Consider the following 12,347-nt stretch of genomic DNA (forward strand, 5'->3'; position numbering starts at 1 on the left):
CCAGCCTGATAGCCGGGATTGGTATAAAATCCCGCGCACCCCAGCCAACGGAAACCCACATGACCCGCAATCTCCTCCTCCCCCTGCTCCTCGCCACCCTCGCTCACAACACCCTCGCCGCCAACGACGACAGCACATGCGACCGCGCCGCTGATCCCATTCACCCCGGCAACCCCGCAGACGTGGCCGGCGTCAGCCACATCATCTTCCAGACGGACGGCACTGATGACAGCGACGCCACAGCTAACAAAAACACCCTGATCATCACGGATGAAGCCATGTGGGACAGCCTCCGCCTCGCCTGCGAAAACAGCTACGAATCCCATCCGGAGCAGCCGCGCTACGCCTACCAGCTCGCCCGCCTCTACGAAGCGCGCAATCATCACGTTTCCGCCGAAAAATACCTGCGCCGTGCCGCCGAACAGGGCGATCCCGTTGCACAAACCCGCTACGGCATGGAAAAAATCAACCATTGGCGCAACAAGGACGGCCTCAAATGGCTCGGTCGCGCCGCCGCCCAAGGCTACATCCCCGCCATGGAAGCCCTCGGCGACTACTATGAAAACAACACTGACATCGCCCGGGCCGCCCTGTGGTACCAGCAGGCCGCCGAAGCCAAAAGCGGTTACGCCGCGCGCAAACTCGGCCAACTCCGCCTGACGGAAAACCGCCGCGACGAAGCACGCACCTGGCTGGAAAAAGCCGCCGCCTACGGCGACACCCGCGCCATGCTGCTCCTCGGCGATTACCGCGACAGCGTCCCCGCCAAAGCCCTTACCTACTACCAGGCCGCCGCCGAAGCCGGCGAACAGGACGCCTACTACCCCTACGCCCGCGCCCTGCACCAAAACGGCAAACCCGCAGAAGCCCTGACGTGGTACCGCAAAGCCGCCATCGACGCCCTGGATGGCCGCGCCGCTGAAGCCCTGGGCGAGCTTTACCTGAGCGGTAAAGAAGTGCCGCAAAACAGCGCCGAAGCCTTGTACTGGCTGCAACGCGCCCACACCGCGCACGCCGAAAACCGCCTCGGCACCCTGTTTGAAAACGGCGAAAGCATCAACCAAGACACCGCACTCGCCCTCGAACACTACAACAACGCCCTCCTCGCCGTCGATGCCGGACAAGAAGAAACCCGCCATGCGCACCGGAAAATCGCCGACCTGACCCCGGGCAACGACCGCGCCGCCGTACAAAAACGCAAACAACACTACCGCGCCGCCATCATGCTTGGCGACGACAACGCCATCGACCCGCTCACCGCCCTCGGCGAAGACAGCGACGCCATCAACGCCCTGCTACAAGAGCGGCGTGACCAGCAAGCCCAGCCTTAACCCCCAGCTTCAATAACCCAGGAGCCTGCCATGACAGCACCCTTCACCCTCACCTCCCCCACCTTCAATAACAACGACACCCTGCCGCTGCCGCAAGTCCACAACGGCGCAGGCGGCGCCAACCGCTCGCCCGAACTGCACTGGGCCGACCCACCCGCCGGCACCAAGAGCTTCGCCTTGACCTGCTACGACCCCGACGCCCCGACCGGTTCCGGCTTTTGGCACTGGTACATCATCAACCTCCCGGTAGACGTGCACAGCCTCGCGGAAAACGCCGCTGTGGACGGCCTGCCCGCCGGTGCCCGCCACGGCCGTAACGACTATGGCGATTACAACTACGGCGGCGCATGCCCCCCGCCCGGCCACGGTGCCCACCGCTACATCTTCACCATCCATGCGCTTGACTGCGACCACCTCGACCTGCCGCAAGACGTCACGACCGCCCGCATCGGCTTCACCGTCTGGCAGCACAGCCTCGGCAGCGCCAGCCTGACCGCTACCTTTGGCCGCTAAATCAGGTGTGTCCGCACCTTTCGACACACACATAACCCTGTGATCAGCGAAGAAAAGTCCCTCCTCCCGCCTGCGGGAGAGCGGGTACCCATACTAAAAAATGCGAGCATTTTTATATGGGTATAGTTAAACATCTAAAAAATCGTAACGGCGTTGCGTCGCCTGACCGGGCCCCATAAAAATCGCTACGCGATTTTTATGGGAACCCGCCGTACTACCTGTACTGTCTGCGGCGACGCGCCTTGTTACGCTTTTTTATCTATTCAACTATACCGGGAAATGCCGCGTAGCGACGGAGGAAGGCAAAAATACCTGCTGGCCCAACTTTCCATGGTTCGTTCTGCGGACACCCCCTCACCCCTTGTATGCTTTCCTCGCAGGACGCATGAAGCGACTTGCACAACAAACCCCAGCCGTGGCTCTCCCGCAAAGAAGCAAGAGGTTTCCTTTGTTTTTACAGCCATTTTTACAACTTTTGAGAGGTGTAGACATCTATGTCCGCCTGGCACAAAATCCCTTCCCCGTGCTTGCGGGAGAAGGTGTCGCATAGCGACGGAAGGGGGAATAAAAGCCCAATAAATACCGCTTGACGAAGCATCGACACACCCGCTTTGACAAGCGACGAATGCCTGTTGTGTACGAAGACGCCTGGCACAAAATCCCTTCCCCCGCAAGCGTGGGAAGGTGTCGCGTAGCGACGGAAGGGGGGAATAAAAGCCCAATAAACACCGCTTGACGAAGTATCGACACACCCGCTTTGACAAGCGACGAATGCCTGTTGTGTACGAAGCCGCCTGGCACAAAATCCCTTCCCCCGCTTGCGGGGGAAGGTGTCGCGTAGCGACGGAAGGGGGAATAAAAGCCCAATAAACACCGCTTGACGAAGCATCGACACACCCGTTTTGACAGGCGACGAATTTCTGTCGTGTACGAAGACGCACCTCAATAAAAACATTAACGCCTGATAGCCAGAGAAAATCCCCTCACCCGCTTGCGGGGGGACTCGTAGAGCTCGCACTTCAATACGACAGCGACCTCCCACTCCGCCGTTACATGAATCACCCACACCGAGACAGCCATGCCCACCCGCCGCCAAACCCTGACCCTTCTTGCCGCCTTGAGCCTTGCCGCTTGCAGCCGCCGCCGCAAACACGCCGGACTACCGCGTGGCAGCACCGTCCTTGCTCTCGGTGATTCCCTGACCTACGGCTTCGGCGCCAACCCGGACGAAGCCTACCCGCCCCGCCTCGCTGCCGTGAGCGGCTGGCACATCATCAACGCCGGACAAAGCGGCGACACCAGCGGCGGTGCCTTAGCCCGCCTGCCGCCGCTGCTGCGGGAACACAACCCGCGCCTCGTCATCATCAGCATCGGCGGCAACGACTTCCTGCAACACCTGCCCGAACAGGAAACCCGCACCAACATCACGGCCATCATCGCTGCCTGCCGCGACGCGGACGCGGACATCATCCTCGTCGGCGAACCCGGCATCAGCCTCGGCGCCGCTCTCGGCTACCCCGGCGATCACAACCTCTATGCCGACATCGCCGCCGCCGAACGCGTGCCCTACTATCAGGGCGGCTGGTCAAAAATCCTCGGCAAAGAAGCGCTCAAATCCGACCAGATCCACCCCAATGCCGCCGGTTACGCCGCTTTCACCGAAAACTTCGCCGCCTGGCTGCGGGAAGAAGGCTGGTTGCGCTGAGGGATAGCCGCCCAAAATACGCAAGACCGCCCTGCCCTGCTCACCGCCTGATGAAGATCCATTGTCTATAAGGAATCCGACGCTTCAGCGCCGGATTCCTGCTTTTCGGCAACCTCCGCACGCGACAAAAGCCGCAGCAAAGACACCCGGCGAGCTTTGCCACAAATGCGCCAAAACGCACATGACAGACTCTTTACAAAGCTGCAACGGAGGCGTATGGTTTCCTCAAAGAACAACACAAAAACCACACAACAACACGTTGTTCTCTTGGAAGACAAACATCGAAGGACACCGCATGACAAACCAGCCGACCAATACCACCCGCAAGCCGCTGCTCTTCGCCTTGTGCCTTGCATTTGCTGCCTTGCTTTCTGCCTGTGACAAACCACAGGTGGATAAAGCGGCGAAACCCGCAGTGCAGGCAACCGCCAGTGCTGCGGCAGTAAGCTCCGCACCCACCGCCGACGGGATGCCGAATATCACCGCCGAAGACATGGGCAACCTTGCCCGCGCTATGCACGGTGCGGCAAGTCAACAACCTGACGATGCGCCGAAGGACAAATACGGCCAACCCTACATCATTGGCAACCTCGGCGGCGTCCCGGTTAACTTGCCGTCTTCGGTGGTCAGCCTTGTCGAATACGACGACTCCCCCGGCTGGGATCCGAAAAAACTGCGCACCTACAACCCGCCGACGCGTAGCTATCAATCCGTGATTACCTCTTTCGGTTTTTATTTCTTTAACAGTGACGCGCAACTGCTGGACAACAATGATCCTGTGCTGCGCGAACGCGACGATAAAGACTGGGGTATTGATGGCTCAACAAGAGATAAGGTAGGTGTGCATATTATTTTTGATCCTCAACATCCGCCAAAATATAAAAATCTAGATTCCCAATTAGCGAGGCGCATGGACAAGGCACGGGTAGAACCGCCCTATCCTGATCATGCCAATTATTTCGAAAAAACGGCGGAAACATTGTACGGGCTGGAGGTTTATATCAATCCGGGTACGAATCCCAAAACAGGCAAGCCCTGGCGGGAACATGAAGATGCCAAGGATCTGTTTGTCGGGCGCGATAGTGAAGGCCATGTACAAACCCTTATTGAATGCTCCAATAAACCTATACCAGCACCAGCTTGTCTCCAATATTTCGTATTCCCATCCCCTATAGCTATTAATATCAAAATGGATTATGTGCGCCCTCAACTTTCGCAATGGCAAAGTATTCAGCGTAATGCCATTCAATTCTTGACTAATTTTCAAACCAATACAGGAGAGTAATCATGGCTGTCATAAGACCGTTAACCGCTGCCGATATTGACCGTTTAAGAGATAAGGCAACTGATAGAAATGGCGTCAACGAGATATATCAAGAACTAAATGATAGAGGTTATTCTAGTGCGGCATGGGCAAGAAACGAATATGATCGGGGTACTGCATACGGTGCAGCCAATGCTGTTTACTTCAACAACCAGAACGCCAGTGGAAACATCAAAATGAATGATGAGCTGGCCGATAAACTCTATCGAAATACAGCCTTACGGTATCTTGATGCACTGTCAGATCAACTTGGTGAAAAATCTGAAGTTAGCCGTGACGCCACTTATGATGAAAGACGTAACGCGCGTGATCTCGGTAGCCTAGATAGTGACATAGATCCTAGGAATAACCAGTCTGTACTAGATCCCTTTATGGATATTATGAAGCGGCGTTCTGGGGCGCAACAAGCGGAAGAAAATTATCAAAGAATGATGGATAACGGTTCGATTGATAATGATGCCATACGAACAGCTGCGCAAGGATTCAGGAATGATTCAGATGCCTTTAAAGCTGCTCTCGCAGATAGAGGAGATGACTATGATAAAAAAGGAGTTGGCATGGCATCTCCACTAACGGATAGTGACATAGAAGGCATATCAAATTCTATGATTAATTACGCTAACGCAGTACAACAAGATCGCAAACTGCGAGGGATGTTTGATACCATTGGAGAAATCACTAAAAATAGTCCTTCTTACGATCACGACACTGCATCTATTGCAGCAGGAGCCAATAATATGTATGGCTCACAATTCAACCGTAATTTAATGGAATTTAACCATAGTATAGAAGGACGAATTATTTATAGTATTTTGAATGCAACGGCTGCTACTGGAGGCGCTTCATTAGGTTTGAAAGGCCTAATAACTTTTGCCGAAAGTGCATCCGCTTTTGCCAATGGATGGCGTATGATTGATGCCATAAAAGCAGCCAATGGTCTTTATAGTGCAATGGGATATGGGGCGATATCAGGCACTGCCGGCGCACAAATTATTAATGGAAACCAAAATATAGATCCTTTAAAGAATTTTATAGAAGCACTATTGAAAAAGAAAGCCTTAGATAAACTTCCAGAAGTTACTCGAGAAACAATAAAATTCATTAAAAATATGTATGATCAATTTTTGGGCGGAGAAAAAAGAGAGATTTCATCTAATAATGGAGATGATAATAATAATGATGCAACTAAACCTATCCCTGACGACGGCACTATCCCGGAAGATCAAATTATCCGCCATGACTACATACCGGTAATTAACAAGGAAACGGGTGAAATCGAGATGGTGGATGTCGGTAAAGCCCGTATGCAAGCTTTCGCTAAGAAGATGGAGGATTACCTCAACGACCCCAACATTACAAGAATATTTAGAAACTTATTGCCTTCGCAAATAAATGTTGGTTCATGGCTGAACATTGCCCCTGCTGCTTGGTACAAACTGTTCCGCAGCGCTTTCTACTATCAATACGACCCCCTCGCCCTTGACCTGAACGGCAACGGCATTGAGACCCTCGCTGCCAATGGTCATGACGGCGCCTTATTCGACCACGAGCGTCTCGGTATCCGCACTGCCACCGGCTGGATACACAGCAACGACGGCATCTTGGTGTATGACCGCAACGGCGACGGCAAAATTAACGACGGCGGCGAAATCTTCGGCGACAACACCCTGCTCAAAAATGGCAAGACCGCCGCGCACGGCTTTGAAGCTGCCGCTGATCTGGACGACAACGGCGACGGCAAGCTGGATGCCGCCGACAGCGCCTTTGGCAAACTCGGCGTCTGGCGCGACCTCAATCACAACGGCATCAGCGAAGAAGGCGAAATCTTTGCGCTCAAAGACCTGCGCATCAAGTCGCTCAATCTTGGCTATACACAGGCGGATAAAGACCTCGGCAACGGCAACACCCTCGCCGAAGTCGGCAGCTACACCGATGAAGACGGCAACGAACACATCATGGGCGATCTGCGCCTCTCTGCTGACCGTCTGCACAGCCGCTACAGCAACAGCATCCCGCTTACCGACGAGCAGCAGCAGGAAGTGGACCTGCGCGGCAGCGGCAGACTGCGCGACCTGCGCGAAGCCGCCGCCCAGTCTTCCGAACTGGCGGAAGTGTTGCAGCAGTACAAAAATGCGGCAACCAAAGAAGAACAATTGGCGCTGCGCCACAAACTGCTCAAAGCTTGGGCGGATACCGATCCGCAGCGAATAAAAGACTTCTTCGCCAGTGCACTCATGATGCAAAGTGAGGGGCGTCAAGGCATCGGCCTCACTCCGTCTCAAGTTAAGCATATGGGCGAGATTGTGGTGATGGGTTTTTGGGATCTTATCGGCCAACCCGATCCGAAAAGACAAAAACAGGCCGAGCTGAACCGCAGGATCGCCATTCTCGATGCCTTTACCGGCACCCGCTCCCCAAACCTCTACTACTTCAGCAAAGAAGAAGCGCAGCATATCGTTGATACCGTCAACGATACCTATGAACGCCTCGCCGACAGCCTCTACGACGGTTTACTCTTCCAAACCCGCCTGCGTCCTTATCTTGATGCCATACGTCTGCGCATCAATGAAGCCGGCGAATATGGCATTGACTACAGCGGCGTATCCGCACTCTTCACCGAAATTCACAAGAAAAATCCCGGCAAAGCCTTCACCGACCTCGGCGAACTGCTAGCCAAAGGCAATGCCGACGGTAAAAACACCGCAATGGCACCACTGGCCGAGCAATTCGTGCAATTTGCCGCCGAAGCGGAGCAAAACGGTACTTTCGCCCAATACGCTGACGTCCTCGGCAAAAAGAACCTGGAAACCCTGGGACACCGCATCGGCAGCGACGGTAATGACAGCTTGAGCGGCAATGAGAGCGCCAACTATCTTTCCGGTGGTGCGGGTGACGACATCCTTAGCGGCGGCGGCGGTCACGATACCCTTGATGGCGGTGAAGGTGACGACACACTCTACGGCGGTGCCGGTCACGACACTCTTGACGGTGGCACCGGTAACGACAGCCTGAATGGTGGTTCCTACGAGAGTGACACCTACCTCTTCCGCGCGGGTCATGGCAAAGACGTTGTCAACGATTACGCCAGCAAAGACGAGCAGACCGATACCCTGCGCTTCAACGGTGCAAAAGCGCAAGATGCGGTCTTCGACCGTGACGGCTGGGACCTCAACATCAAGGCTTATGGCGGCGAAGATCAGGTTACGGTCAAGGATTACTTCTACAGCGACAGCTATAGCCGCTACCACTTCCAGTTCGACGACAGCACCGTTGGTGCGGCAGACTTGGCTGCCCGGGTATTCACCCTGAACGGCACAGACGGCAATGACCGCCTGACTGGTCGGGCTACCGCCGACATCATTAACGGCGGTGCGGGTAACGACACCCTTGATGGTGGTACCGGTAACGACATCCTCAACGGTGGTACCGGCAACGACAGCCTCAGTGGTGGCGATGGCGACGATGTGCTTAATGGCGAGGAGGGCAACGACACCCTTGAAGGTGGTGCCGGTCACGACACTCTTGACGGTGGCACCGGTAACGACAGCCTGAATGGCGGTTCCTACGAGAGCGACACCTACCTCTTCCGCGCGGGTCACGGCAAAGACGTTGTCAGCGATTACGCCAGCAAAGACGAGCAGGCCGATACCCTGCGCTTCAATGGTGCAAAAGCGCAAGATGCGGTCTTCGACCGCGACGGCTGGGACCTCAACATCAAGGCTTATGGCGGCGAAGATCAGGTTACGGTCAAGGATTACTTCTACAGCGACAGCTATAGCCGCTACCACTTCCAGTTCGACGACAGCACCGTTGGTGCGGCAGACCTGGCCGCCCGGGTATTCACCCTGAACGGCACGGACGGCGATGACCGCCTGATCGGTTGGGTGACCGCCGACATTATTAACGGTGGTGCGGGTAACGACGCCCTGAACGGTTACGGTGGCAACGACATCCTCAACGGCGGTACTGGCAACGACAGCCTTGACGGCGGCGAAGGTAACGACAAACTGAGTGGTGATGACGGCAATGACGAACTGGTCGGCGGTAAAGGCGATGACCAACTCAACGGCGGTGAGGGTGACGACATCCTCAGCGGCGGTGCCGGTCACGACACCCTTGACGGTGGCACCGGTAACGACAGCCTGAATGGCGGTTCCTACGAGAGCGACACCTACCTCTTCCGCGCGGGTCACGGCAAAGACGTTGTCAACGATTACGCCAGCAAAGACGAGCAGGCCGATACCCTGCGCTTCAATGGTGCAAAAGCGCAAGATGCGGTCTTCGACCGCGACGGCTGGGACCTCAACATCAAGGCTTACGGCGGCGAAGATCAGGTTACGGTCAAGGATTACTTCTACAGCGACAGCTATAGCCGCTACCACTTCCAGTTCGACGACAGCACCGTTGGTGCGGCAGACCTGGCCGCCCGGGTATTCACCCTGAACGGCACAGACGGCAATGACCGCCTGACTGGTCGGGCTACCGCCGACATCATTAACGGCGGTGCGGGTAACGACAGCCTTGACGGCGGCGAAGGTAACGACAAACTGAGTGGTGATGACGGCAATGACGAACTGGTCGGCGGTAAAGGCGATGACCAACTCAACGGCGGTGCGGGTGACGACATCCTCAGCGGCGGTGCCGGTCACGACATCCTTGATGGTGGTACCGGTAACGACAGCCTGAATGGTGGTTCCTACGAGAGTGACACCTACCTCTTCCGCGCGGGTCATGGCAAAGACGTTGTCAACGATTACGCCAGCAAAGACGAGCAGGCCGATACCCTGCGCTTCAATGGTGCAAAAGCGCAAGATGCGGTCTTCGACCGCGATGGCTGGAACCTCAACATCAAGGCTTACGGCGGCGAAGATCAGGTTACGGTCAAGGATTACTTCTACAGCGACAGCTACAGCCGTTACCACTTCCAGTTCGACGACAGCACCGTTGGCGCGGCAGACCTGGCTGCCCGGGTATTCACCCTGAACGGCACAGACGGCAATGACCACCTGACTGGTCGGGCTACCGCCGACATCATTAACGGCGGTGCGGGTAACGACACCCTAGAAGGTTACGGTGGTAATGACATCCTCAACGGCGGTACCGGCAACGACAGCCTCTACGGCAATGAAGGTAACGATACCCTTGATGGCGGTGAGGGTGACGACATCCTCAGCGGCGGTGCCGGTCACGATACCCTTGACGGTGGCACCGGTAACGACCGTCTGAATGGTGGTTCCTACGAGAGTGATACCTACCTCTTCCACGCGGGTCACGGCAAAGACGTTGTCAGCGATTACGCCAGCAAAGACGAGCAGGCCGATACCCTGCGCTTCAATGGTGCAAAAGCGCAAGATGCGGTCTTCGACCGTGACGGCTGGAACCTCAACATCAAGGCTTACGGCGGCGAAGATCAGGTTACGGTCAAGGATTACTTCTACAGCGACAGCTATAGCCGCTATAACTTCGCTTTTGATGACGCTTCATACAGTGTCGCCGACATCCGCAGCCGCGATCTGCTCAAGGATGGTCTGCCATCCGCGACCGTCACCGTAACGGAGGAAAATTCCGCCTCGCAAATAGCGACGGATACGGCTGCTTCTGCACAAACGGTTCAAGAAGCGAAAGCGGAAGCCGCTCCTGCATCATCTGCCGGGACAACACAGACGGCAGAAAACGTCACTGCGCAAACAGCGACGGAGACGGCAGCCTCTGCACAAACAGTTAAAGAAGCGAAGGCGGAAACTGCGCCTGCGACATCTGTTGGGACGTCATCAACAGAAAAAGCGGCAGTCGCACAACAAGCCGCTGCGGCTGATCGTGATACCACTGCTACCGCTCCAGCCAAGACTTTGGCGGCACAGGCCGAAAGAGCCGGGCAACAAGGCGGTGCTACCACGACGGACAGCCATCCAGTAATACCAACTACGAGCGGCACACAAAGTGCTGCCACCGCAAGTGATGCCAAGGCTGCCGCCCAGGCACAGCATCTGGTCGAAGCTATGGCTGCTTTCGATACTCGCAGCGCGACGACGGACAACCTTGCTACTCCGCCGCTGCAACAGCCGCCGCTTGCTGCTGCCGCAGCAGACAGCACGGTGAAACCATTGTTGCCGTAATCGGTGTGTTAATCCGCAACCCTTCTCCGGCAACGGAGAAGGGTTTTTTATCGTGTCGAAATCGCGGAAAAATAGCGAACACGGGGGAGTGTTGCCAACCCACCATGATGCTGTTGCAGATCTTCAGCCAAGCAACGCGTCAAGCCCGCCCTGCCTCGTGACTATCTTTTGGTCTTGCGGCGAGGCGCCTCGCCGGCGAATGTCATGCTTTTTCTTCTGGCTTGTATAGGGTGATCGGCAGGCTTTGGAAGAGGTAGCCGTCAAATTCAGGCGCATCCACATCCGAAAGCAGGAGCAGGGTTTCGCGCACGTTTTCCAGATGCTGCCACATGGCATGTTTGGCGGCGACCGGGTCTTTGCGTTTCAGTGCATTAAGCACGGCTCGGTGGTCGTCCAGCCAGCGTTGCCAGTAGGTGGTGTTGGTGATGTGGCGGTGTAGTTGTTCCCACATCGGGCTGCCGCGCCGCTGCAACCACAAGCGGTTGACGCTTTCCGCCAGCACACTGTTCTGCGTCGCCTGCGCTACGCGTAGATGGAATTGTTCGTCGCTGCTGTAATCGGTGATGCCTTCTTGCACTTCCTGTTCCTGGATTTGCAGGATGCGTTGCAGGGCTTCGATGTCGGCTTTGGTGACGGTCAACGCGGCAACTTCGGCAATGCTGCTTTCCAGCACTTGCCGCGCCTGCATCAGCTCGAAGGGGCCGATGTCGCTATCGTCGCCTTTGGGGGTGCCGCCATCCGGCAGGCGGACGATGTACACGCCGGATCCCTGCCGCACTTCAACGAGACCCTGGATTTCCAGCATGATGAGGGCTTCGCGCAGGAGGGCGCGGCTGACGTCAAGCTGTTCGGCAAGGTGACGCTCGGCGGGCATTTTGTCGCCGACGGCGAAGTTGCCGTTGCTAATCATCTGTCGCAGTTCGGCGGCGACTTCGGGGTAACGGCGGCTGATGCTGAGGGGAGGATTCATGGCGGCTGCTCCTGCATGGTAGGTGAAAGGGGGTAACGGGCATGTGCTGTATTTTGGTCAACCGCCGCCTGCCTGTTTTTTCTACATGATGCGGCGGCAGTTTAAAAGCAATGCAATGTTGCGGCACAGCATGACCCGCTTTGGTTGACCGGTTATGTTAGCAAGTTTCGCAGGGGCAAGCGGCGCTGTTTTGCTTTTGAGCGCCGCTATCCGGTTTTTTTCGCTATTTTTGCGGCAGGTCTTCGTACACGACAATTTTTTGCTAAACGACATAAATACTGGACTCGCCAAACGGTGGGGTTTTGCTGCTGCACGGGCTGTTTGCTGCCTCTTCCCTTCCCTACCATCCCCCACGGCTGAAAGGACGTTATCTGTGCCAAGCGGGATA

6 protein-coding genes are annotated in these 12,347 nt (G+C 56.1%); 5 read left to right on the forward strand and 1 reads right to left on the reverse strand.

Going from position 1 to position 12,347, the window contains the following annotated elements; all coding sequences use genetic code 11:
- Nucleotides 1-59 precede the first annotated feature (59 nt).
- From LG374_RS01145 to LG374_RS01165, 5 genes are all read left to right on the forward strand, one after another.
- Nucleotides 60-1,331, forward strand: coding sequence for a tetratricopeptide repeat protein (locus LG374_RS01145; protein WP_225755983.1), 1,272 nt, complete (start codon nucleotides 60-62; stop codon nucleotides 1,329-1,331).
- Nucleotides 1,332-1,361: 30 nt separating this feature from the next.
- Nucleotides 1,362-1,844 (forward strand): YbhB/YbcL family Raf kinase inhibitor-like protein, encoded by a 483-nt coding sequence (locus LG374_RS01150; protein WP_225755984.1) that lies wholly within the window; start codon nucleotides 1,362-1,364, stop codon nucleotides 1,842-1,844.
- Between the two features lie 1,078 nt (nucleotides 1,845-2,922).
- Nucleotides 2,923-3,549, forward strand: a complete 627-nt coding sequence (locus LG374_RS01155) for a GDSL-type esterase/lipase family protein (RefSeq protein ID WP_225755985.1) — start codon at nucleotides 2,923-2,925, stop codon at nucleotides 3,547-3,549.
- A gap of 181 nt (nucleotides 3,550-3,730) precedes the next feature.
- Nucleotides 3,731-4,834 (forward strand): hypothetical protein, encoded by a 1,104-nt coding sequence (locus LG374_RS01160; protein ID WP_225755986.1) that lies wholly within the window; start codon nucleotides 3,731-3,733, stop codon nucleotides 4,832-4,834.
- A 1,343-nt stretch (nucleotides 4,835-6,177) separates the two neighbouring features.
- A complete protein-coding gene (locus LG374_RS01165) occupies nucleotides 6,178-10,989 on the forward strand; it encodes a calcium-binding protein (RefSeq protein ID WP_225755987.1) in 4,812 nt (1,603 codons plus the stop codon).
- Between the two features lie 202 nt (nucleotides 10,990-11,191).
- Here the strand turns inward: LG374_RS01165 and LG374_RS01170 are convergent, their stop codons facing one another.
- On the reverse strand, nucleotides 11,192-11,959 hold the full coding sequence (locus LG374_RS01170; protein ID WP_225755988.1) for an FCD domain-containing protein: 768 nt from the start codon (nucleotides 11,957-11,959) through the stop codon (nucleotides 11,192-11,194).
- Nucleotides 11,960-12,347: the final 388 nt, after the last annotated feature.

It is taken from the genome of Cardiobacterium sp. Marseille-Q4385 (genome assembly GCF_916618745.1).
In the GTDB taxonomy this organism is placed as follows: Bacteria; Pseudomonadota; Gammaproteobacteria; order Cardiobacteriales; family Cardiobacteriaceae; genus Cardiobacterium.

What these genes read in the sequence shown, in the direction of transcription:
- LG374_RS01160 (WP_225755986.1), top strand. Translation starts at nt 3,731, where the DNA reads ATGACAGACTCTTTACAAAGCTGCAACGGAGGCGTATGGTTTCCTCAA.
- LG374_RS01170 (WP_225755988.1), bottom strand. Translation starts at nt 11,959, where the DNA reads ATGAATCCTCCCCTCAGCATCAGCCGCCGTTACCCCGAAGTCGCCGCC.
- LG374_RS01155 (WP_225755985.1), top strand. Translation starts at nt 2,923, where the DNA reads ATGCCCACCCGCCGCCAAACCCTGACCCTTCTTGCCGCCTTGAGCCTT.
- LG374_RS01145 (WP_225755983.1), top strand. Translation starts at nt 60, where the DNA reads ATGACCCGCAATCTCCTCCTCCCCCTGCTCCTCGCCACCCTCGCTCAC.
- LG374_RS01165 (WP_225755987.1), top strand. Translation starts at nt 6,178, where the DNA reads ATGCAAGCTTTCGCTAAGAAGATGGAGGATTACCTCAACGACCCCAAC.
- LG374_RS01150 (WP_225755984.1), top strand. Translation starts at nt 1,362, where the DNA reads ATGACAGCACCCTTCACCCTCACCTCCCCCACCTTCAATAACAACGAC.